The sequence below is a fragment of the Martinezella sp. CNPSo 3795 genome, from assembly GCF_057784475.1.
Window position 1 is genome coordinate 24,476 of sequence record NZ_JBXSOQ010000015.1, and the last position, 22,287, is coordinate 46,762.

24 protein-coding genes and 1 pseudogene are annotated in these 22,287 nt (G+C 59.3%); 16 read left to right on the plus strand and 9 right to left on the minus strand.

All coding sequences use genetic code 11. The features are described from left to right. Position 1: 1 nt before the first annotated feature. The 3 genes from AC13QY_RS28540 to AC13QY_RS28550 all read right to left on the minus strand — a co-directional run bounded on the left by AC13QY_RS28540 (position 2) and on the right by AC13QY_RS28550 (position 3,332). Positions 2-799, minus strand: coding sequence for an NAD-dependent epimerase/dehydratase family protein (locus AC13QY_RS28540; RefSeq protein ID WP_113350945.1), 798 nt, complete (start codon positions 797-799; stop codon positions 2-4). Positions 800-902: 103 nt separating this feature from the next. Next, positions 903-1,745 carry an endonuclease/exonuclease/phosphatase family protein gene (locus tag AC13QY_RS28545; protein WP_113350946.1) on the minus strand — a complete coding sequence of 281 codons (843 nt, stop codon included), beginning with the start codon at positions 1,743-1,745 and terminating at the stop codon, positions 903-905. A 123-nt stretch (positions 1,746-1,868) separates the two neighbouring features. Beyond that, the gene (locus AC13QY_RS28550; protein ID WP_113350947.1) at positions 1,869-3,332 is read right to left on the minus strand and encodes a phospholipase D-like domain-containing protein; all 1,464 of its coding nucleotides are present in this window, start codon (positions 3,330-3,332) and stop codon (positions 1,869-1,871) included. Positions 3,333-3,666: 334 nt separating this feature from the next. Between AC13QY_RS28550 and AC13QY_RS28555 the strand changes: the two genes are divergently transcribed. The 5 genes from AC13QY_RS28555 to AC13QY_RS28575 all read left to right on the plus strand — a co-directional run bounded on the left by AC13QY_RS28555 (position 3,667) and on the right by AC13QY_RS28575 (position 6,274). Continuing rightward, positions 3,667-3,936, plus strand: coding sequence for a DUF2934 domain-containing protein (locus AC13QY_RS28555; RefSeq protein ID WP_112721911.1), 270 nt, complete (start codon positions 3,667-3,669; stop codon positions 3,934-3,936). A gap of 274 nt (positions 3,937-4,210) precedes the next feature. Further along, the gene (locus AC13QY_RS28560) at positions 4,211-4,420 is read left to right on the plus strand and encodes a hypothetical protein (protein ID WP_113329232.1); all 210 of its coding nucleotides are present in this window, start codon (positions 4,211-4,213) and stop codon (positions 4,418-4,420) included. 38 nt (positions 4,421-4,458) lie between these two features. Further along, a complete protein-coding gene (locus AC13QY_RS28565; RefSeq protein WP_113350951.1) occupies positions 4,459-4,773 on the plus strand; it encodes a plasmid stabilization protein in 315 nt (104 codons plus the stop codon). Positions 4,774-4,966: 193 nt separating this feature from the next. Further along, positions 4,967-5,704: a glutathione S-transferase gene (locus tag AC13QY_RS28570; RefSeq protein WP_145635543.1), complete on the plus strand. Its 738-nt coding sequence runs from the start codon at positions 4,967-4,969 to the stop codon at positions 5,702-5,704. A 3-nt stretch (positions 5,705-5,707) separates the two neighbouring features. After that, a complete protein-coding gene (locus tag AC13QY_RS28575; protein WP_145635545.1) occupies positions 5,708-6,274 on the plus strand; it encodes a methyltransferase family protein in 567 nt (188 codons plus the stop codon). Between the two features lie 2 nt (positions 6,275-6,276). On the opposite strand, the pseudogene ligD reads toward AC13QY_RS28575, so the two are convergent. Then, positions 6,277-7,171, minus strand: a pseudogene (gene ligD / locus AC13QY_RS28580) (non-homologous end-joining DNA ligase). Positions 7,172-7,254: 83 nt separating this feature from the next. Next, positions 7,255-8,049, minus strand: a complete 795-nt coding sequence (locus AC13QY_RS28585) for an SDR family NAD(P)-dependent oxidoreductase (RefSeq protein WP_145635549.1) — start codon at positions 8,047-8,049, stop codon at positions 7,255-7,257. A 354-nt stretch (positions 8,050-8,403) separates the two neighbouring features. Between AC13QY_RS28585 and AC13QY_RS28590 the strand changes: the two genes are divergently transcribed. The 8 genes from AC13QY_RS28590 (at position 8,404) to AC13QY_RS28625 (ending at position 17,059) form a co-directional block, all read left to right on the plus strand. Further along, complete coding sequence (locus tag AC13QY_RS28590; RefSeq protein WP_145635551.1) at positions 8,404-8,799, plus strand: RidA family protein; 396 nt, start codon at positions 8,404-8,406, stop codon at positions 8,797-8,799. Positions 8,800-9,195: 396 nt separating this feature from the next. After that, positions 9,196-10,887 carry an ABC transporter substrate-binding protein gene (locus AC13QY_RS28595; protein ID WP_145635554.1) on the plus strand — a complete coding sequence of 564 codons (1,692 nt, stop codon included), beginning with the start codon at positions 9,196-9,198 and terminating at the stop codon, positions 10,885-10,887. 22 nt (positions 10,888-10,909) lie between these two features. Then, positions 10,910-11,893, plus strand: coding sequence for an ABC transporter permease (locus AC13QY_RS28600; RefSeq protein ID WP_145319827.1), 984 nt, complete (start codon positions 10,910-10,912; stop codon positions 11,891-11,893). Further along, positions 11,890-12,792 (plus strand): ABC transporter permease, encoded by a 903-nt coding sequence (locus AC13QY_RS28605; RefSeq protein WP_145635556.1) that lies wholly within the window; start codon positions 11,890-11,892, stop codon positions 12,790-12,792. Before AC13QY_RS28600 ends, AC13QY_RS28605 begins: the two co-directional genes overlap by 4 nt. Then, the gene (locus AC13QY_RS28610; RefSeq protein WP_145635558.1) at positions 12,789-13,604 is read left to right on the plus strand and encodes an ABC transporter ATP-binding protein; all 816 of its coding nucleotides are present in this window, start codon (positions 12,789-12,791) and stop codon (positions 13,602-13,604) included. The genes AC13QY_RS28605 and AC13QY_RS28610 overlap by 4 nt, the downstream gene beginning before the upstream one ends. Beyond that, positions 13,601-14,527, plus strand: coding sequence for an ABC transporter ATP-binding protein (locus AC13QY_RS28615; protein ID WP_145635561.1), 927 nt, complete (start codon positions 13,601-13,603; stop codon positions 14,525-14,527). The genes AC13QY_RS28610 and AC13QY_RS28615 overlap by 4 nt, the downstream gene beginning before the upstream one ends. A gap of 12 nt (positions 14,528-14,539) precedes the next feature. After that, positions 14,540-15,010: a GNAT family N-acetyltransferase gene (locus AC13QY_RS28620; RefSeq protein ID WP_145319835.1), complete on the plus strand. Its 471-nt coding sequence runs from the start codon at positions 14,540-14,542 to the stop codon at positions 15,008-15,010. 21 nt (positions 15,011-15,031) lie between these two features. Next, on the plus strand, positions 15,032-17,059 hold the full coding sequence (locus tag AC13QY_RS28625) for a beta-N-acetylhexosaminidase (protein WP_269244787.1): 2,028 nt from the start codon (positions 15,032-15,034) through the stop codon (positions 17,057-17,059). A gap of 87 nt (positions 17,060-17,146) precedes the next feature. On the opposite strand, the gene AC13QY_RS28630 is transcribed toward AC13QY_RS28625, so the two are convergent. After that, entirely contained in the window at positions 17,147-18,370 is a 1,224-nt protein-coding gene (locus AC13QY_RS28630) for an ROK family transcriptional regulator (RefSeq protein WP_113350961.1), read from the minus strand. Positions 18,371-18,648: 278 nt separating this feature from the next. On the opposite strand from AC13QY_RS28630, the gene AC13QY_RS28635 reads away from it, so the two are divergent. Further along, entirely contained in the window at positions 18,649-18,897 is a 249-nt protein-coding gene (locus tag AC13QY_RS28635; protein ID WP_113350962.1) for a hypothetical protein, read from the plus strand. Between the two features lie 150 nt (positions 18,898-19,047). Here the strand turns inward: AC13QY_RS28635 and AC13QY_RS28640 are convergent, their stop codons facing one another. Together AC13QY_RS28640 and AC13QY_RS28645 are read right to left on the minus strand one after the other, a co-directional pair. After that, positions 19,048-19,386, minus strand: a complete 339-nt coding sequence (locus AC13QY_RS28640) for a hypothetical protein (RefSeq protein ID WP_269244786.1) — start codon at positions 19,384-19,386, stop codon at positions 19,048-19,050. A 12-nt stretch (positions 19,387-19,398) separates the two neighbouring features. Beyond that, positions 19,399-19,680: a lysozyme inhibitor LprI family protein gene (locus AC13QY_RS28645; protein WP_269244785.1), complete on the minus strand. Its 282-nt coding sequence runs from the start codon at positions 19,678-19,680 to the stop codon at positions 19,399-19,401. A 165-nt stretch (positions 19,681-19,845) separates the two neighbouring features. Here AC13QY_RS28645 and AC13QY_RS28650 point away from each other — a divergent pair, with 165 nt between their 5' ends. Next, complete coding sequence (locus AC13QY_RS28650; RefSeq protein WP_113350964.1) at positions 19,846-20,352, plus strand: hypothetical protein; 507 nt, start codon at positions 19,846-19,848, stop codon at positions 20,350-20,352. Positions 20,353-20,431: 79 nt separating this feature from the next. On the opposite strand, the gene AC13QY_RS28655 is transcribed toward AC13QY_RS28650, so the two are convergent. After that, entirely contained in the window at positions 20,432-21,700 is a 1,269-nt protein-coding gene (locus AC13QY_RS28655) for an FAD-dependent monooxygenase (RefSeq protein ID WP_488494362.1), read from the minus strand. Positions 21,701-21,739: 39 nt separating this feature from the next. Between AC13QY_RS28655 and AC13QY_RS28660 the strand changes: the two genes are divergently transcribed. After that, positions 21,740-22,222: a MarR family winged helix-turn-helix transcriptional regulator gene (locus AC13QY_RS28660; RefSeq protein WP_233788654.1), complete on the plus strand. Its 483-nt coding sequence runs from the start codon at positions 21,740-21,742 to the stop codon at positions 22,220-22,222. Positions 22,223-22,287: the final 65 nt, after the last annotated feature.

Consider the following 22,287-nt stretch of genomic DNA (forward strand, 5'->3'; position numbering starts at 1 on the left):
ATCAGTCCTCGGGGTGAGCGGCAGAAGCAAAGCCGCCGCCCTGATAGACGATTGCGGGATCATTCGGATCCTCAGCGGGTGTTTTCGACAGAATTTCGGCGCGCCAAGGAGCCGCACTATCGCGCGGCTTCCAGCCAAGAAAGGCAGCGTTGCTGTTGTCCCACCATTGTTCGTCATTGTCCGAGACGCCGTAGACGATCGTATGGCCGAGGCGCGGGGCGTTGAAGGCGCAATCGCAAAGCGAGACGAAATCCCCGATGCTGAACCACGTGGCGAGCATGCGCGTGCTGCGCGGCTCGGGAAAGCACGAGCCGATGCGTACCGAAAGCGTTTCCTGGCCGAACTTGTCGAAGTAGAGGCTCGCAACGGCCTCACCGAACACCTTTGAGACGCCATAGAGCGAATCCGGCCGGGTCGGCACCTTGTTGTCGATCCGCTCATCCCGCCGGTAGAAGCCGATCGTGTGATTGGAGCTCGCAAAGACGATACGCGGCTTGCCGGCGGCGCGCGCGGCCTCATAGAGATTGTAGAGGCCGAGGATATTGCCCTGCAGGATCAGATCGAAGGGTTTTTCCACCGATATCCCCCCGAGATGGATGATACCATCAACACCTTTCACTATCGCATCGACGCCGCTGCGGTCGGCGAGGTCGCAGGCGACGAAACGCTCGTTCGGGCGCAGGTCGCTTATCGGCGCGAGGTCTGACAAAAGGACGTTCTCGGCGATCTGCGACAGAAGCGGCCGGATTGCCTGGCCAACACCGCCGGCGGCGCCGGTCAGCAACAGAGTTTTCAGCATGATTGTCTCCCGGATCGGTCATTTCGGCGGAGAGCCTATAAGATGGTCCTCCGCCCGTCATCACATATATCGGTGGGATCAACATGAAGTATGTCGATAACGTCTAGGCAGTCTGTGAATGCGTCCGAGCGTCGATGTCGAGCACTTCCAGGCTGACCACGGCCTTGATGGGCAGGTGATCGGAAGCCACGCGTGCCAGCGGCGAGTCATGCACTTCGACTGCGGAGATCATGCCGCGGCGGTTTGCCATGATGCGGTCGAGCGCCAGAAGCGGCAGTGTCGAGGGAAAGCTCGGTACGGCAGGCGGTAGCGGTCCGAACGCGTTCTGGATGGTATTGAGAGATGAGCGGTCGCCAAGGCGCCATTCGTTGAGATCGCCCAGCAGGATGGTCGGCGTCTCGCTGCCGTCGTTCATGAGGTCGACGATCAGACGCGTCTGCTGCGCGCGCGAGCGATGCAGCAGGCCGAGATGCGCCGCGATGATCCTGAGGCTTCCGCCACGAGCCAATTCCAGTTCAGCGATCAAGGCGCCGCGCGGTTCAAGCCCTGGCAGATTGATCTGGTGAACGTCGCGAACCGTGCCCTGTTTGAAAAGAACCACATTGCCGTGCCAGCCATGCGCCTTGGTGACGCCGGAAATCGGCACCGGGATGAGGCCTGTCTCGCGTTCGAGCCGGCGCAGATCGAGAATGCCCGTGCGTTCTCCAAAACGCGTATCGGCTTCCTGCAGACCGATGATATCGGCATCGATTTCATGGATGACGCGGCTCGTTCTTTCCGGATCGAAGCGGCGGTCGGCGCCGACGCATTTGTGGACATTGTAGGAAGCGATCAACGTGCCGTCCGGGCGGTCCGGCTTGCTGCCGGCCGGTGTGGGGCGCGATTTCTTTCGGTTCTTCAGGCTTTCCAGAATGCTCGCACGGAGACTTTCTTTCTTTTTTCGCATCTATCCGTCGACCGTTCCTTGATCAGATCATGTCGGGCACGTGGGACAGAGTATAAGAAGCGATTGTTGGCGTTGTCATGTAAAAAGGCTGCGACAAAGGCAGATAGTCTTTCGTTGCAGTCGTCAGAGATAGGGGGAGCCAAGCCACAGCACCTTTTCGATAAGCCGTACGACAAACGGCCGCGCCCTGAGCTTTTCGAGGTCTACCGGATGTGCAGTTTCCAGGATCGCGCCGATATGATCGTCGATCGTGCTCGCAAAGCCGCGATCGAGTACCTCGAGATCCACTTCGAAATTGAGCCGCAGGGAGCGCGGATCGAGATTGGATGAGCCGACATAGGCCCAGATACCGTCGATGGACAAAAGCTTGGAATGGTTGAAGGCGCCTTCGGCGCGCCAGATGCGGCAATAGTTCTTCAGCATCTGGTCGAATTGCGCCGTCATGGCCCGGTCGACGAGTACCAGATTGTTGGCTGTCGGCACGACGATATCGACTTCGACGCCACGCCGGGCCGCCGTCACCAGCGCACTGATCAACTCGCGATCCGGCAGGAAATAGGGCGACATGATTCGGATGGATTTGTGCGCCACCGACAGCGCGCCGATGAGCATCTTGTGATTGGTCTCGACGCTGCGATCCGGGCCGGAGGCAACCACCCGCATGAAAACGGGCGCTCCAGGCTCGTTGGAGGGCGCGGCAATTCGCCATTCCTCGCCATTCAGGACTTCGCCTGTGGTGAAGCGCCAATCCTCGGCTGCCGTATTGAAGAGATCGGCGACTGCAGGTCCCGTCACGCAGAAATGCATGTCGCGAGCGCTGTGCTCGTGCGCGAATTCGCGCGTGAAACCCTGACGGATATTCATGCCGCCGGTAAAGGCAATTCGCCCGTCTATGCTGAGGATCTTTCGGTGGGTACGCAGGTTGGCGTAGGGCAACCGGAGACCGATGATGACGTTGCCATTGAAGACGTCGACCTGCACGCCGCCTTCGCGCAGATAGCCCATGATGCTCGGCACGGAGTAGCGGGCGCCGACAGCATCGATGAGTACACGCGTGCTGACACCGCGTTTGGTCGCAGCAATCAGGGAATCGGCGATGCGGAGGCCGATCGGGTCGCGATCGAAGATGTAGGTTTCCATCAGGATGCTGCGCTCGGCGCCGTCGATTGCAGCCTTCATCGCGGCATAGGCAACGTCGCCGTTCGTCAGCATCTCGATGGTGTTGCCGGTGCTCATCATATAGCGAACGACGCGGTCGCCGAGCGTCTTCATAGAACCGAAACGATCGCCGAACCGCCGGCGCACCTCGCCGCCATCGGCGTCGAAGCTGGAGAGCTCGCCATTCGCATCCTTGCGAAAGAGCGCGTCGCGCTGCGAGCTGAGGGAGGCCCGGCGGATGCGATTGATGCCGGCGACAGCATAGAGGACGGCACCGATGATGGGCGACAGGATGATGACGCCGACCCAGCCGATCGCGGCGCGGACATCTTCTTTGGTCATGGCTGCATGGATTGCAGCGGCCGCCCCCATCACAATGGACAGGACGGCGAGAATTTGGCCCCAATGGGCAGCCACGAGGTCGATCATGATGCAAGTATATCCTTGCCCGCAAAAGCTGCAATGAGTGGGCCGGCGATCGTCAAGATGTCATCAATAGCGGTGCGAAACTTCATCTTATTAGATAATTTTAATTGAACCCTGTTCTGACCAGCATCATACTTAGGTTGCTTCGGCTGCTTCGCTACCGTCCCCCACGGTAACTTCTGTTTCTCGTTCGAAGCGCCACTGCGGTTCGACAGTCGAGATCGAAGAACGCTAGCCATAGCGTCTTGGCTGCTCGGGGGAGGCATCAAAGCCCGCGTTTCAAGAACGGGCATCGTTCATCAAAACCTTGTTCAATGATGCGAACGGAGAACAGCAGATGTTGGAATCTCGGGACGAATGGATCAAGAAGCGCGCATACGCCATATGGGAAGAGGAAGGCCATCCTTCCGGTCGCGACGTCGAGCACTGGGCGCAGGCGAGCAGTGAGCGCATCGCGCTTGAGAAAACGGCAGCAGACGGCGGCGCGATCGACATCAAGCCCAAGGCGAAGCGCAAGACGGCGGTCGCCGCGGCGGCTGTTGCCGAGGAAAAATTGGCTAAGCCAGCAAAGAAGATATCGAAGAAGGGTGTAGCCGCGAAGGTGTAGGACGCGTCAGCTTTAGGAGTGTGGCGGAGATGAGGGCGGCTCGATGGCAACATCGGGCCGTCTCTCTTTTCGAGATGGTAGCTGGCGGAATATTCGCAATAATTTCGGTGATTTGGCTCTCATCCGCGAAATAGTTGTCACACATTGATGCTACAGATTGTGAAGGGAGCTCAGCAATGTGTGGCAGCTATATCGATGATGTGGAAATGACGGTTGCGGCGATTGTCGCAGCGCAGTGGCCTTTGTGGCTTGCCGCTAGATTGGAGCTGGTGGGATGACATCACTCCTCGTGCTCGCTGCGCTGTATCTTCTGACGGCCTTGGTCCTCATTCTGATCATCGATCGCTCGGTCGGCGTCTTTTTCCCTGCCTCTGCCAAGCAGCGTGTCGCTGTGCGGCATGGTCGGCGCTTCTGGATACTCCCGAGCAATCTGCTATCCGGCAATCGCAATTCTTCAGGCCAAATCTCGGAACCTTTTCCCTGACGACGGGTTGCTCTTCCTTCCCAGCAAGGAGAAAGATCATGCCCCGAGGAGATAAATCCGCCTATACCGACAAGCAGAAGCGCAAGGCCGAACATATCGAGGAAGGCTACGAAGACCGCGGCGTTTCGCACGCAGAGGCGGAGCGGCGTGCCTGGGCGACCGTAAACAAGGAAAGCGGCGGCGGTAAGAAGTCAGGCTCCGGTCGCGGCCATTCCGAAAACCACGAATCGTCCGAAAAGGGCGGGAGGATCGGCGGACGCGCCGCTGCAAGCCGACCCGCTGCGGAGCGCTCCGCCTCTGCAAAAAAGGCGGCTGCGACGCGTAAACGCCACGAGCACAACACACATTCCTAGGCCATCGGTGAGAACTGGATGCGATCGTCGAGATCCATTCGGCCGTCGCTATGAAGTTCATAAGGTTTCCGGTGCATATGCCTGCGCCTGTAATCGTCGATTGCCTCTTACCTTTCGCGATGTCGACGCTAAATTGCAGTCTTGCGGCGATCATTGCAGCGGATTGCTCTCAATATCGGGGAGATGAAACCGAATGGCCTATGAACTCTACTATTGGGATGGCATTCAGGGGCGCGGCGAATTCGTTCGGCTGGCGCTGGAGGAAGCCGGTGCAGACTATGTCGATGTTTGTCGTGCTCCTGCAGGCAGGGGGCAGGGTATGCCCGCCATGTTCGCCATCATGGAGGGTAAATCTGAACTCGGTCTCCCATTTGCCCCACCGTTTCTGAAGGACGGTGATCTCATTATTCCGCATGTGGCGAATATCCTGATGTATCTCGGGCCGAAGCTGGGTCTGGCGCCGAGGGACGAGGGAAGGCGCCATGTGTTGAACGGGCTGCAGTTGACGATCACCGATCTCGTCGCCGAGGTACACGACACGCACCACCCGATCGCGACGTCGAAATATTACGAGGATCAGAAGCAAGAGGCCAAGGCGCGGGCTGCAGAATTCATCGAAAACCGCATTCCCAAGTTCCTCGGTTATTTCGAGAAAGTGCTTCAGCAAAACCCCGAAGGATCGAGCCATATCTTCGGCGGAGAATTGACCTATGTCGATCTTTCGCTGTTTCAGGTCTATGAGGGTCTGCGCTATGCCTTCCCCCGCGCGACGGCACATCTGGATCGCCGATATCCGCATCTGACCGCGCTGCACAGAGCTGTCATGAAACGGCCCAACATTGCTCGCTATCTTCAGTCCGATCGCCGCATTCCCTTCAATGAGAGCGGCATTTTCCGACACTATCCGGAACTTGACAGAGATATGGCGTGAGCGATGCTCATCTATCAATTCATTCCCGCATGCTGGATCGCCTGGCTACTGATCTGGCTTTTCGCTTCATTCAGCGTCAAGAGGAGCGTGCGGCAGGAGGATCCGTTGTCGCGGCTTGGCAATACCGTGCCGATCTGGATCGGCGCTTTCCTTCTTGTCGTCAATCCATCCTGGCTGGGTCCCTTGCGGTTACGCCTCATCCCACAGGATCTCACATCCTATGCGATTGGCGCGGTTCTGACCTTCATCGGTCTCGTTTTCGCTGTCTGGGCTCGCTATCATATTGGGCGCAACTGGAGCGGGGTAATCACTCTCAAGGAGGATCACGCGCTCATCCGCTCCGGTCCTTATGCGCTTGTGCGGCACCCGATCTATTCCGGTCTGATGCTGGCCATTATCGGCTCGGCAATTGCGCGCGGTGACATCGCGGCCGTCCTTGCGATCATCGCGGTGCTCTATGCCGTATTGCGTCGCGTGCAAATCGAGGAGAGCTGGATGAACGAGACGTTCGGCTCGGCCTATGCCGATTATAAGGCCAGCACGCCCGCGCTGGTCCCGTTTCTGGTGTAACGTCAGACCTCGAGAGGCGATGCCGCCTTGAAGAAATCGGCCCAGGGATCCGTGCTCGATTGGTCGAGGCGCGATGCCGCATTCTTGACGGTAAAGGAAGCAGGCCCGATCTTGCCGTCCAATTCTTCCCAGCTGACCGGCATCGAAACGGCAGCGCCCTTTCTGGCGCGTGTCGAATAGGGTGCCACGGCTGTGTTGCCGCGGCCGTTGCGCAGATAATCGATGAAGATATGGCCCGCCCGCTTCGCCTTGCTGGCGACCGACAAATACGTCTCCGGGCTATCGGCACTCATGGCGTGGGCGATTGCCTCGGCGGCATCCTTGACGTGCGGCCAGGTCGCCTGCGGCTTGACGGATGCAACCACATGCAATCCCTTGCCGCCTGACGTTTTGACGAAGGATGTTAGTCCCAGGGTGGCGAACTGCTCCCTGATCTCCTTCGCTGCAGTCACGACCTCACTCCATGCGACATCCTCCCCGGGGTCGAGATCCATGATGATCATGTCGGGCTTTTCCCAATGATCCGTCGTCGTGCCCCAAGGGTGAATTTCCAGCGCCGCGGATTGGACAAGAGCTGCCAGGCCATCGAAATCCCCAATCTTCAGAAGCTTCGCAGCGTCCTTATCTTCTGGATCGGCAATTTCCTGGATATGCGGATTGATGCCCTTCCAGGCATGTTTCTGGAAGAAGCGTGGTCCATCGATGCCATCCGGACACCGCAGGAGGGCGAGGGGGACGGTTGACGACGAAAGGCGCCATTCTACGCCAGGCCAATGCGTAGTAATCAAGAAGGTCTTGCTTGCTGACCTCGTCGCCGGGCCAATAGATCCGTTCCGGATGGGTCAATTCCACCAACGTTTCAATGCCGTCATGAATGGGCGTCTTTGCCATCTGCATGCGCTCCATCTTCCTCGACGCGAAGGCGCCGTGCCGGACAAGACTAGCATTGCCCGCCACACAAAGCGACCGCGGGCCACTTCTCACGGCATGAGCTGGCCGCCATTGACCTCGATGATCTGGCCGGTAATGTAGCCAGAAAGAGTGGGAGAGGCGAGAAAGAGGTAGGCGCCAACGCAATCTTCCGGCGTGCCCACGAATCCCATGGGGATCGTCTTGCGCTGCAGCTCCATCTGCTCGTCATTGGTATAGCGCTCGTGGAAAGGCGTTGCGATGACGCCGGGTGCGACGGCGTTGACGCGGATCTTGTCGTTGACGAATTCCTTGGCATGGCCATGGGTAATGGTCGAGACGAACCCTTTGGAGGCCGCATAGAGGATCGCGCCGTTGCCGCCGCCATTGCGTGCGGCAATGGAGGTCGTGTTGATGACGAAACCGCCCTGTTTTTTCAGGTGAGGATGAGCGGCGCGGGTCGCCGCAAGCACGGAGCGTGCATTGAGGTTCATCACCCGCTCATAATGCTCATCCGTCATTTCGGCGGTCGGAAGACGCCCGAGCATGCCGCCGGCATTATTGATCAGGCCATCGAGGCCTCCGAAAGCTTCGGCTGCGTCCTTGACCACACGTTCGGTCTCGCCATCTCGGGAGACATCGCCCTGGATGAGATGCACAGTTCCGCCGCCAGCCTTGATTTCATCGGCCAGTTTTTCCGCCGGTTCGCGGCTTGCATTGAAGTGGAGGCCGATCTTCATGCCCTGGGCGGCAAGGGCGCGCGCGACGGCAGCGCCAATACCGGTCGAGGCGCCCGTTATCAGCACTCTTTTGCCGGCAAGATCGGGAATGCGGATGGACGCAAGCGATTGCGCGAGTTCTGTCATGACGACTCCTCCTGAACGTCAACCAATCATACGACGAAATATGTCTTTGTCTTATCAGGCTCCGGGGCAGAAAGGCAATCATGCCAGGCGCGACAAAAGGACGAGATGAGATTTCGTGGAGGAAGCGTCCGTAATCTGCGGAAAATAAAAGAGTTTTTCTTGCATTTGAAGTTAAGGTTTCGATCGAAGTCGCAGATGCATTGCTCCACACCCATCTCGCAAACGGACAAAACGATCTGGCGTGGCGCCGCTGCGACAGATAAGGAAGCTACCAGGAGAGTCGAACGCGTGCGCCTGTTCCGATGAAACGATGGCGACCGCGGCTTTCAGCAACAGGGAAAGACTGAGGATATCATGAGCAAGAACAAGCTGATCCGTTTCGACGTCGCCGACAATCAGGCTGGCGGCCAGCGCCGCCCCTTCGCCAAGGCCGTCAGGGCAGGCGATTTCGTCTACGTCTCGGGCCAGGTTCCGACCATCAACGGTGAAATCGTTGCGGGCAATATCGTCACTCAGGCCGAGCAGGTCATCGCCAATATCAAGGATGTCCTTGCCCTTGCCGATTGCACGCTCGAGCATGTGGTGAAAGTGAATGTGTGGCTGGATGACGCTCGCGATTTCTCGAGCTTCAACGCCGTCTTCGAAAAGCATTTTATCGATCATCCGCCAGCCCGCTCGACCGTTCAGTCGCCCATGATGGTGGATGTCAAAGTCGAAATGGATGTGGTCGCCTACAAGCCGCTCGACTGAGCAAACGCTGATTTCGCTTCGATTGCGGTGCGGCCAGAACTGCATCGCAATCAATCCCGCGTCCATGTGCAATGGCGCGTCCAGATGATCAATCTCCCGAATATTTGCTCTTAAATGCACAAGCCGGCAGGGTGCCTGTTTCGGTATTGTGGATAAGCGCACGCTTTTTCGCGCTTGCGGCTCCGTATGATCGCAACTGCAAACGTGCCACTGCGCCGTAGCTTCCGATATCTCCTCGCAATTTCCGGTAGCGGCGGTGTGGGTGCCGACATCCGCGGCAACCCTTCAGACCTCAAAATCAATGCCTGTTGATTTCCAATCAGCGATTGACGAGTTTCAAAACTCACGATTAAATCAATTTGATTGACTACTCTAAAACAGCAAGAGGGGCTGGAAATGAGAATGAGGAAAAAGTCATTGCGCAATCTATTTCAGCGGACATCACTGGCAGCGGCGGCGCTCAGCGCTTCGCTGGCACTTAGTGCGGGTATCGCCTCCGCGGCTGAATCCGTACTGACGATGCATATCGAGGAGCAGACCAGCTGGGTCAGCAACTTCAATCCGTTCGATCTGGCCGGTCGTCGCCAGAGCACGATGGATTTCATCTACGAGCCGTTGGTCATCTTCAACGCCAATGATGGCGGCAAGCCCGTCTGGCGCCTGGCGACAAGCTACAAGTTCTCCGACGATCTCAAGTCGATCACCTACGATCTGCGCCCCGGCGTGAAGTGGTCGGATGGTCAGCCGCTGACCTCCGCAGACGTCAAGTACACGATCGACCTGATGCTGAAGAACCCGGCCGTCGATACCGTCGGTGTCGGTCAGACGGTCGCCTCCGTCGAAGCGCCGTCGCCAACGCAGGTGACGATCAAGCTCAAGGCTGTGAATTCCGAATTCCCTGAATCGCTCGCCGATCTCGCCGTCGTACCCGAGCATATCTGGAAAGACGTTGCCGATCCGGTCGCTTTTAAGAACGAGAAGCCCGTCGGTTCCGGCCCGATGACCGAGGTCCGCCGCTTTACGCCGCAAGTCTACGAGCAGTGCCGCAATCCGAACTACTGGGATGCCGCGTCGCTGCATGTCGACTGCCTGCGTCTGCCGCAGATTTCGGGTAATGACCAGATGCTGGCGCTGCTGCCGGAAGGCACCGTGGACTGGATCGGCTCGTTCCTGCCGCAGATCGACAAGACCTTCGTCGCGCTCGACCCGCAGCATAATGGTTACTGGCAGCCGCCGGCTGAAACCGTTGCCTTCGAGATGAACTTCAAATCCACGAATGCCGGCAATCTCGAAGCTTTCAAGGACCTCAACTTCCGTCATGCCTTCAGCCTGGCGATGGACCGCAAGTCGATGGTCGATATTGCCGGCTTCGGTTATCCGGTCGTCAACCTGCATGCCAGCGGCCTGCCGCCGCGCTTCGAGAGCTGGCGCAATAAGGCTGCCGAGGGCGATAAGGACGCCTTCATGGGCTTCGACACCGAAAAGGCAAACAAGATCCTCGACGATGCCGGCTACAAGAAGGGTGCCGATGGTTTCCGCACCACGCCGAGCGGCAAGCCGATCACCTTCGCGGTCATCGTACCGAACGGCTGGACTGACTGGATCGACGCAGTGCAGATCGCCGTCGAAGGGCTGCGCGCCGCAGGCATCAACGCCTCGGTTGCCACGCCCGAATACGAGCAGTGGCGCAAGCAGCTTCTCGACGGCAGCTTCGATGTCGTCATGAACTCGCGTGCCGACAGTGCAACGCCGTTCCAGGGCTATTATCAGAGCCTGTCGACGGCCTATGCCGGTAAGCTTACCGTCGCCGCGGCGCGCTATTCCAACCCGAAGCTTGATGCGCTCTTCGATCAATATCTGAAGTCTTCTTCTGATGAGGATCACAAGAAGATCTTCAACGACATTCAGGTTCTAATCGCCGATGACTTCCCGGTCGTTCCCGTCTTCAACGGTCCGACCTGGTACCAATATTCCAGCAAGCGTTTCACCGGTTGGGTCACGGACAAGGATCCGGTGATGAACCCGGAAAACCACGACAACAACCGCATGCGTCTCATGCATCTGCTGCGTCTGAAGCCGGTCCAATAAGACCACAGCGAAGGAAGCAGAGATGCGTGTTTCAAGCCGGCGCCTCGGCGTCTATGCGGTGGCCTTGGCCTTCGCGATCGTCGTGAATTTCATTCTTCCCCGGCTTATGCCGGGGAGCCCCGTCGATGCCATGGTCGCGCAACTCGGGCCGCGGGCTACACCCGCGGCGGTGGAGGCGATCAAGGCGCGTTTCGGCGAGATCGATCAGCCGATCATGATGCAGTTCCTCGACTATCTCAAAGGCCTTGCCACCTTCGATCTTGGCGTTTCGGTCAAATATTACCCTCAGACGGTGGTCCAGGTGCTGAGCCGGGCGACGCTGTGGACCATCTTCCTGGTGGTTACGGCGATCATATTTTCGCTGTGCGTCGGCGTCGTGCTCGGCGCCATCGCGGCCTGGAGACGCGGCGGGCGGTTCGATACGATCGTATCGCCTTTCGCAGTCATCCTGTTCTCGATACCGCCCGTCATTGTCGCGCTCACGACCCTGTTCATCTTCGCGGTGTCACTGCGCTGGTTCCCGGTGGGATATGCCTACGATCCCAATCTCGATCCGGGCTTTAATTTCACCTTCGTGGGCAGCGTGTTCATGCACGCGATCCTGCCGGTTCTGACGCTATCGCCTTTCCTGATCGGCGAGTTTCAGACGACGATGCGCTCATCCATGATCGTCGTGCTCGGCGAGGATTACGTGACGATGGGGCGGGCCAAGGGGCTGAGCAATCTCGCCGTCATGTTCGGCTATGGCGCGCGCAATGCGCTTCTGCCTGTGCTCACCAACCTCGCGCTGATGCTCGGCGCCGTTTTCGGCGGCTCGATCGTCACCGAGATCGTCTTCAACTATCCAGGCCTCGGCCTGACGCTGTTTACCGCCAGCGTGGCGCGCGACTATCCTGTGATCCAGGGGCAATTGCTGCTGATGACACTCGCAACCCTCGGCGCCAATTTCCTCGTCGACATCATCTACGGTCTCGTCGATCCGCGATTAAGGGAGGCAGGCCGATGAGCTTCTCGTTCCGATCCATCTTCAGCCAGAAGAAGGCGCTTGTCGGCTTCATCATCGTCGCGGCGCTATGCCTGATGGCAATCTTAGCGCCGGTCATTGCTCCAGGCGAACCCGGCGCTCGCGTCGGTCGGTCGCATCAGCCGCCATCTGTCGAACATGTCTTCGGCACGACAAAGATGGGCCGCGACGTCTACAAACAATTTGTCTGGGGCGCCAGAAGCTCGCTTTCCGTCGGCTTTGCCACGGGTATCGCGATTACCGTGCTCGGCACCGCCATCGGCCTCATCGCCGGCTATACCGGCGGCAAGACGGACGCGGCGCTCGACCTTGCTACCAATGCCGTGCTAGTCATCCCGAACATGCCGCTCCTGATCCTGCTTGCCTCCTTCGCGGGCACGGTCGGGCCGATGACAATCATGACCATCATTGCGCTGACATCCTGGCCATGGGGCGCACGCATGACGCGTTCGCAAACGATGGCGCTGCGCAACCGTGATTTCGTTACTGCAGCCAAAATGATCGGCGAACCGGCCTGGCGCATCATCTTTGTCGAAATCCTGCCGAACCTGACGCCGCTCATCGGCATCAACCTGGTCGGCAGCATCATCTACGCGATCGTCGCCCAGACCACGCTCGAATATCTCGGCTTCGGCGATCCGCTAAAGGTCACGTGGGGTACCATGCTTTATAACGCCCAGAATGCCTCGGCCATCATGGTCGGCGCCTGGTGGGATATCGGCGTGCCGGCCATCGGTATCGCACTGACGGGGCTTGGTCTCGCGCTGATCAATTTCACCTTCGACGAAATCGCCAATCCGCAATTGCGTTCCGGCCCGGCCTTGACCCGCTGGTTCCGCCTGACGCGTGCCCGCAACCGCATGATGAGGGCCGAGCAATGAGCGAAAACCTGCTTGAGATCGAACATCTCAATATCGACTATCTGCTCGATAAGGGCGATTTCCGGGCGGTGAAGGATGTATCCTTCAATATCGGCCGCGGCGAGATTTTCGGCCTAGCCGGCGAATCCGGCTGCGGCAAGAGCACGATCGCCTATGCGATCACGCGGCTATCGAAGGCGCCGGCCTGGGTCAGTGGCGGAAGCATCCGGCTCGACGGGCAGGACCTGCTGAAGATGCCGGAAGGCGAGTTGCAGAAGATCCGCTGGAAGCGCATCGGCATGGTGTTCCAGAGCGCCATGAATTCGCTCAATCCGCTAATGCGGGTAGAGGCGCAGTTCCACGACGTCCTGCATCGCCATACCGGCTGCTCACGCCAGGAATCGCGTGCGCGGGCCGAGGAGATGTTCAAGCTGGTCGGCATTCCCGCGCATCGCGTCGGCGATTATCCGCACCAGTTTTCCGGCGGCATGCGTCAGCGCATCGTCATCGCCATCTGCCTGGCGCTGCGTCCTGAACTCATCATCATGGATGAACCGACGACGGCGCTCGATGTCGTCGTGCAGCGTGAGATTCTGGAGCAGGTTCTCGACCTGCAGCAGACCTATGGTTTCTCGGTGCTCTTCATTACCCATGACCTGCATCTGATGGCTCAGCTTTGCCATCGCATCGGCGTGATGCTGAAAGGCGAATTGGTTGAGGTCGGCGATGTCGCCCAGGTCAGTCAGTCGCCCATCCATGAGTACACGCGCAAGCTCTGGAATGCCATCCCGCAGCTTCCGGCCAGCGCCCACCCCTCCGGAGTTTTCGCATGAAGCCGCAGATACAGGCCGTAACTGCAGAACCCGTCATCCGGCTCGATGATATCCAGCGCCATTTCGGCCCGGTACACGCATTGAAGAGCGTCTCTTTCTCGCTGTTTGCGGGACGGGCGCTGGCATTGGTCGGCGAATCCGGCTGCGGCAAGACCACCTGCGCCCGCATCATCGCCCGGCTCGACAAGCCGACGGCCGGCAGGCTGCAGTTTCGTGGGCAGGATCGCACGGCGCGAGGGTCGGGCAGGGAAGAGCGGATGTACCGTAAGGACGTCCAGATGGTCTTCCAGGATCCGTTCTCATCGCTCAACCCGGCCTTTACCATCAATCATCACATCGCAAGGCCGCTGCAATTGCACGGTCAGGACAAGCCGAAGGCCGAGCGGGACGAGGATATAGCGAAGCTACTCGAAAGCGTCGGGCTCGATCCTTCGGTGACGCGTCAGAAATTCCCGCACGAACTCTCCGGCGGCCAGCGTCAGCGCGTCAATATCGCCCGTGCGCTAGCGGTCTCTCCGAGCGTGCTGGTGGCGGATGAGCCGACCTCGATGCTTGATGTCTCGATCCGCAAGGACATTCTCGATCTGCTGGCGCGGGTAAAGCGGGAAAACGATCTCGCCATGCTCTACATCACCCATGATATCGCAACGGCGGCTCATGTTGCGGAAGAGATCGTCGTGATGTTTGCTGGCCAGATGGTCGAGTGGGGCGAGACCAATGCCGTGCTCGCCGATCCGAAGCATCCCTATACGCAGCTTCTGCTTTCGGCTGTGCCGGACGGCGGCCGCAGGTTCGTGACCGGTGGCAGTGCCCGCTTCTTGGAGCAGGCGGAGAGGATCCGCGCGCTCAGCCGTCCGATCTCGACGGTGGTCGAGGAGGTCGGCCCCAATCATTTCATGCGTGCGCTGGTCGCATCGAATTAGGAGGAATTCCCCTTGGACTACCTAGTCAATCTATCGACCCTGCCGGTCGACACGCAATCGCCCGAGCGCATGGCGAAGGCTGATGTCACCATCCGCCGCGCGCTGCCGCCGGAACTGCGACTGATCACCGGCTGGGTGGCTCAACATTTCAGCGAGGGCTGGGCAAGCGAGACGACGGTCGCGATGACCCGCCAGCCGCCGACCTGCTTCATCGCTACCCGTAATCGCGAGCTTGTCGGCTTTGCCTGCCACGAAGCGACGGCGCGCGGCTTCTTCGGCCCGACCGGCGTCGACGAGAGCGTGCGCGGTCTTGGCATCGGTCGCGCGCTTCTCTTTGCCTGCCTCAATGACGCAAAAGCCATGGGTTATGCCTACACCGTCATCGGCGATGTCGGGCCTTCGGAATTCTACGAGAAGACGGTCGGCGCGATCCAAATCCCCAATTCCGCACCCGGTATCTATGCCGGCATGCTCAAGCTTTGAACGATCCTTCAGGAAGAAAGAATGCTCATGTCCACACCGCGATCCCCGGCTCTGCTGCTTGAAACCACCTGGAACCCGCCAACCGACGAAAAGGAATTTTCTTATGTGCTGCGGCTGAAGAACCTGTCATCGGAGCCGCTTTCCGGCTTTACGCTCTGTGTCAGCGGCCCCGGTCGTGTCGATCCAGCCGGCATTGTCGAAGGTGCGACGGTTACCAGGCGGCTGTCCAATTTTACCGAATTCCAGCCGCCCGAGGGCTTCGTGCTGGCCGGTGGCGGGACGTGGACGATCACCGTTCGCGCGCTGAGCTGGCAGTTCCGACATTGGAACGATGGTGCCAACAGCGCCTATCTCGCATTTGCCGATGGCACTACGGTTTCACTTGGCACGGAGCCGACGCGTACGTCGTCAAGCAATGCGCCGTTGAAGCGCGGCGCGGAGGTCTACCCGGTGCCGGCCAATCCGCCGGTGCCGCTGGCGATCATTCCCTGGCCGAATCGCGTCGCTGTCTCCTCCCGTCGCCCGCTTCCCGCAGGCTTTGCCTTGAAGGCCATGGCGCCGGAGGCGCAGGCTGCCGCCGAAAGCTTTACGGCTCTCGTCGAGCACCTCTTTTCCGCCGAAGGACTGATCCGCTCCGAAGCGGAGGGTGCCGTACCCGTGGAATTGCGAGAGGTCGAGGGTTTAGGCGCCGAGGCCTATAAAATCGTCTTTTCGCCCGAAACCATAACCGTCGAAGCGAGCGCGCAGACCGGCTTCGTCTATGGTCTCGTCACCATCGGCCAGATCTGGCGCGGCGCGCGCCTGCACCCACAGGCTTTCCATTTCCCTGCGGCCGGCGAGATCGTCGACGAACCCGCGATGAGCTGGCGCGGCCTGCACCTCGATGTCGCACGGCAATTCTACGGTTCGGCTGAAATCAAGAAGCTGATGGCAGTGCTTGCCTGGAATAAGCTGAACCGCTTCCATTGGCATTTGTCGGATGATGAAGCGTGGCGTGTCGAGATCGATGCCTATCCGGCTCTGACCGAGGTCGGCGCGTGGCGCGGCCATGGCCTGCCGGTGCCGCCGCTTCTCGGCTCCAGCCCGGCCCGCACCGGTGGTTACTACACCAAGGCCGTTGTGCGCGACATCGTCTCCTACGCTAAGGGTCTTGGCATCGAGGTTCTGCCGGAGGTCGATATACCCGGCCATTGCTATGCCATGCTTCAGGCAATTCCGGAGCTGCGCGATCCAAACGAAGCCGGCAGCTATTATTCTGTTCAGGGTTTCCCGGATAATTGCATCAACCCGGCGCGTGAAAAGACCTATGAAGTGATCGAGACGATCCTCTCTGAGCTGATCGAGCTTTTCCCGTTCAAGACGATCCATATCGGTGCCGACGAGGTTCCCCTCGGCGCCTGGTCCGGCTCGCCGGAGGCGCTGGCACGCTTGCGTGAGATCGCCGGTGATGACGTTGCGCAAGCGCATGCCAAGCGATTGAACGTCATCACCAATACGCATGGAGCCGACGATATTCATGGCTCGGGCGCGGCCTTCCTGCAGGCGGAATTCCTGGAACGCATCCAGGCATTTCTCGCCTCAAAGGGTTGCGTGACCGGTGGATGGGAAGAGGCGGCCCATGGCGACAGGATCGACAAGGACAAGAGCTATCTCTGCAGCTGGCGTAGCGTCGAGGTGGCGGCGGAGCTTGCCGGTCGCGGATACGAGATCGTCGTTTGCCCGGGGCAGGTCTATTATCTCGACATGGCGATGCGCCCGGATTGGGACGAGCCGGGCGCAAGCTGGGCAGGCCATTCGGATCCGGAGAAACTCTACACCTTCGATCCCATCGGTGGTTGGACGGACGCCCAGAAGGAAAAGCTTCGTGGCATTCAGGCCTGCATCTGGTCGGAATCGATGACCGATCGGGCCATCTTCGACCGGCTGGTCTTTCCGCGCCTCTCGGCACTTGCCGAGACGGGTTGGACGAAGCCGTCGGCTAAATCCTGGGAACGTTTCAAGGCATTGGCCGGCACCATGCCGCTGCTATACGGCCTGCATCAATTGTGACAGCCTGATGCGTGGCCTTCAGGCGCGACCCGCATTGGTCGCGCCTGAGTTAAATCAATAATGCAAGGCTGGCGCTATGCTGGCCCTTCAAGGCTGAGTAACGGCACGATGCGTCAACGGCTTCTGCAGGACATCGAACTGCGGGTTCGTTTCGGAAAAGATAGGCAGAGCGGCCGCACCTAAAATGGCGGTATCCTTGCCGCTGGCGCCGATCATCAACCGCGGAATGCTGCGCTCTTCGGTTGGGTTGACTGGGGTGTGGAGAGGTTCGACGCTTTCGGCCAGCCCCGTCATCAAGGATGTTGGCGCACTGCCGCCAAGCACGATCGTCTGCGGATCGAAGGCCAGCTCGAGAAAGTCGATCGTCTGGCGCAGCGGCTGTACCGCCTGTTCCAGCCATGCCTTCAGGCCATGGCCGTTTGCCGCGATCAATGCATCCAGATCGTCGGGGTCCAGCTCCTGTGCATTCTCGATGCCCAGACATTCGTAAGCGACGGATGGCGAGACATAGCGATCGAGGCAGCCGCGCTTGCCGCAAGTGCAAAGCCTGCCATGCGGCTCAACGATGATGTGGCCGATTTCGCCGGCATTGGCGCGGCTACCCTTGTAGAGATGGCCGTCGAGGAACATTCCGGCGCCAATGCCGCCATCACCGGCAAGAAAGAGATAGACGAAGCTGCCAAGGCCGCGGGCAACGCCATAGAGCCGCTCGCCGATCGCCGCTGCGGTAGCGTCGTTTTCGACAAGTACGGGCAGGCCGATCAGGCGTTCCAGCTCACTGGCAACGGGAAAATCCTGCCAACCCGGCAGGTTGAGCGGACTGAGCGAGGTTACGCCGCCATCGGCATAGCGTCCGGGCAAGGCGATACCGACGCCGAGCAGCCGGTCGCGGTCAAAGGAGAAGGCTTCCTGCAGATCCCTGACGATCTCTGCAAGGACCGGCATTGCCTCGGTCGGCCCCGGTCTGTCGACATGGCGCTCGACGCGGGCGCAGACCGTGCCGGACAGATCGGTGAGCACGCCGGCCGCACGCTGGCGCCCGAGTTCCAAACCGATGGAGTAGGCGCCAGCCGGATTGATCATATAGGGCGTAATCGGTTGACCGCGGGCGATCTTCTGCGCCTCCATCGCGATCAGGAGATGCGAACGCGCGAGTTCCTCCACGATATTCGAAACGGTCTGTGTGGTCAGCGCCGTCATGCGAGCAATGGCGGCCCGCGACATCGGGCCATTGGTGCGAATGGCTTCGATCACGACGCGCCGGTTGTGAGATTTGGCCTGTTCGAGATTCGTGCCTGAAATAGTCTTCATGAGAGGATAGTGGAGCACTCAGTTCGTGTTGCTGCTTGTCGCGCTTCGCCAATGCGTGAGGTGAGGGTGGCCGCATGACATTGCTTGCCCCTATGTGGGCAGTTTCTATTCTTTTGTCGATCGATTCAAGACGGGGTCGGCCAGGTCCGTGCCGTTTGAGGGATAATACAGAAGGCTTTTTCTTTTGCATGGATGATTGGCGCATATCTTTACTCCGGCAGGCATTCCGTTAGACTCCACTAACCCAGTCTTTTGCCGGGATAGCCCGGAGGAATTCGATGATCAGACTGCTCGCAATAGCCATTGTCTCGACCAGCATCGCCGGCGGTGCGATGGCAGCGGATGCGACATGCAAGGCCCAGGCCGCCGACAAGAAGCTCGCAGGCGCCGCTTTGACGAGCTTTACCAAGAAATGCGAGAAGGATGCCGCAAGCGCCTGCGATACTCAGGCCGCAGCGAAGAAGCTTGCCGGTGCCACCAAGACGAGTTTCGTCAAGAAGTGCACCTCCGACGCAGTTGGCAGTTGATCACCGGATTTCAGTCTTTCTCAAATCACCCGGCCGCCGTTGGCGGCTGGATCACAAAAATTCCTGGTTATCGATGACGGCCTGGTGCACGGTGACGTTGCCATATTGCGAGATATTCCTCGCCTGGCAGTCAACCGGGCTTAGGCCATATCACTGTTTGCGATAGGTACCCTGCAAGGTTACCCCGGCGGCGAAATCGCACACGCCCGCCTGCGACACACGCCAGGTCTTTGCGTTAAGGCGATCGAGATCGATCTTGCAGGCGTCTCTGGAGAGTTCAGCGTGTCCCTTCGTCAGCGGTACGACGCTATCGAGACCGTCGGCGTTGACGTCGCCGGCATCTGCTCCGCCCGGGCCGACGAAGGTCGAGGAGAGCGAAACTGCGAGGAGACCACCGACCGGTCCGAAGATGACAAGATGACCCTCATTGCCGTCGGCGCTGCTCGACTGGAAATCCGTCGAAGCGCTTTGTCCGCCCTTGGTCCTCAAGAGAGACGCAATCTAGTCGTCATAGGCCTGCCGGGCGCATGCTGCATCGCCGCAGGATTGCACTTTGGTGATCCAGCGGCGCTGCCGTTCCCGGATCTTGTCCGAATCATCGCGTTTCAGAGCGGCGGCATAGAGATCCCTCACCATCGCATCGCGGGCAAGCAGCGATTTGTCCTGACAGATCACATGATCGCTTGGCGAGCCCGGCTTTAAGCAATCGATCCCCGCAGCTTCGACAGGAATGGCAGAAAGGCCGATGATGATCATCGCCGAAAGGGATCTTCGTATCTTCATGAGTACCTCCATCACCCGATACGTCAGCTAATTATGGCCGCTCGCTGCTTCGTAAAGATCATGCCGGCGTGCAGCTGAACTGGGCTGAATATCGCGCCGGCATTTGAAGATCGTCGGCATCCTCCTAATTTGCATTGAGCAGATGGACGTCGATGGGGAGGTCACGTGGTAGGCGAAACGCAATTATCCGGCAGGGTCACATTCCTGATTGTCGGTTCCCTGTTTCTTGCCATTACCATAGCGATGGGAGCTTTGGCACTTCACCTTTATCGGACTTATGCAAACGCGACCGCCATGGCAGCATGCACGGTTTTCTCCTGGGGCTTCGGCAGCATGCTGATATCGATGGCGCTCGTGCTTCTGACCTCAAGAAAGAAGGTTCGGGGTAGGCTCGCCACCAGACGCGGCAAGGTGACGGTCAGGCTCGTTAATCGATCACCGGGCTCCAATGGTCACGTGACCGGCGATGGCGTCGAAGCCGAAGGCGAGGCGGGGGTGCCCATCACAAGCATAATCCCCTCGCTCTTCCTGATCGCCTCCTCGATCGGCTTGGCGCTTCTCGGCCTCTTCCTTTTCGGCCGCCATCGGCTGGACCTTATTGGATCGGGAATGTTCATCGCATTTGTAATCTATATTGCAAATTGGAGCAGGCTGGCTTGGCCGCGCGAATAGCTCCTCCGTGCCGGCAGGCATAGGGAATTGCGCCGGCTATTCCGATTTCCTAGATTGGCCTCAGCAGACCGACCGAATGTCAGGCGGCATCCTTGTGAGCGCTTTCGGTTGAGGGATTTGCCTTGAGCGGGTCGAGATCGACTCGATATGCAAACAATCTGCGGCCGGCTCTGACACTTAACGGAATAAGCAAGGGCAGAAGCAAATCGCGCAGAAACAGGCTGAGCCTACTGTTTTTCCGCTTCCTGGAAGCATTTTGCCGGGTGAGCTTCACCACGCGGGCAATGCGAGGGCGCCGCAGGGCCTCATAGCGGGCAAAGGCGGCACCGTAATCGAGCGTATCCGCCAGGCAAGATGACAAGACCACCGCATCTTCTATAGCCATCGAGGCGCCTTGGCCGGCATGCGGGCCAATGGCATGCGCGGCGTCGCCGAGCAAGACGACACGCCCGCTCGACCAGACCGGAAGCTGCGGCATGTCGAAGATGGGATAGCTGCGTTCGATCTGACCGACCGCCTGGAGGATCGATCTGTTCGGTTCGGGATCGTCGACATGCATCTGGCGAACATGAGCGGCCAGTGCCGTCGGTTCCAGTGTGCGTACAGCGTCGGGTGTGTCGGCGGGGAAGGACTCGAACCAGTAGACGGGGTGGGATGCCGTCTTGATGTAGCCGAAGAAGGCCTTCTCTCCGAAGGTCATGCGCATCACGCCATCCATATCTGGTATGTCGGCATCGACGAGGCCGCCTGTGCCGATCAGGCCGGTAAATTGCGGCAGGGGATAATCCGGAAATATTTGCGTACGGACGAAGGATCGCAGTCCGTCGGCGGCGACGAGCAGGTCGACGGCAAGGCCTGCGCCTTCGGAGAAGTTGAGCGTTACGGCATGCGGGAGGTTGTCGACCTTGGTCGCGCGCCAGCCAAATTGCACGCTGATGCCTTCGGCTTGGCACTTTTCGATCAGGATGCCTGTGAGAACGCCGCGCTTAATAGTGACGGCGGGCGTGCCGAATGTCGCCAAATGGTCGCTCTGGTCGATGAGTGCGAGCCTTTTACCGCGCGCGTTGCAGAGTTCGATGGCGCGGGTCTCCAATCCCTGGCGCAATACTTCTTCGTAGCAGTCCACCGTGCGCAGCCCGTTCATGCCGTTGGAAGCGAGCGTCAGAAACTCCCCTTCGGACAAGGCGGCTTCCTTTGAGCGGGCTTCGAACAACACCGGACGAAAGCCGAGCTTTGCCAGCCGGAGCGCGAGCACAAGCCCGCCGATACCGGCGCCGCATATGCCGACCGTCACCTCGCGGTTTGTCGCTCGATTCATGGTTGCAGCAGGATCGTCAATGGGGCACATTGGTTCTTCCTTCTAATAGTTTGATAAATGAATTATTCGATGATCGAACAAAAGTCAAATGAAGATGAGCATCACCTCGTGGAAGCCATCAGCCTTGCCTGCATGCGCTGGCAAGAGGCGACGGAGAGCTTCGACGAAACCTTCGGCAAGCTGCATGGGCTCAACAGCGCCGAGCGGCGCTGTCTCAGCGTGATCATGCGAGCGCCGCAGCCGGCAAACGCCGTCGCCAAGGCTATCGGCCTTGCGCCTCCGTCGGTTACTGCTTTGATTGACCGCCTTTCGGCACGCGGTCTTCTTCACCGCGTTCCCGATCCCAACGACCGGCGTCGCGTGCTGGTAGCACCATCCGAGAAGGCGATCAGGCTAGGACGCGAAGCCTATGGCCCGATCGCGCAGGCCGGCTCGCAGATGCTCAAACAGTTTTCAAAGGCGGAAAAGCAGGTGATCTTGCGCTTCGTCACGCAAGCTATCGAGATGCAGGAGCGGGAACTGGAGCGGCTGTTGCAGCAGGACAAGAGCTGATTTCGGCCGCCGTGAGGTCGGTTGGAAGAGTGCGTTCGGTCGGCTCTTGAACTCGATAGGGTGAC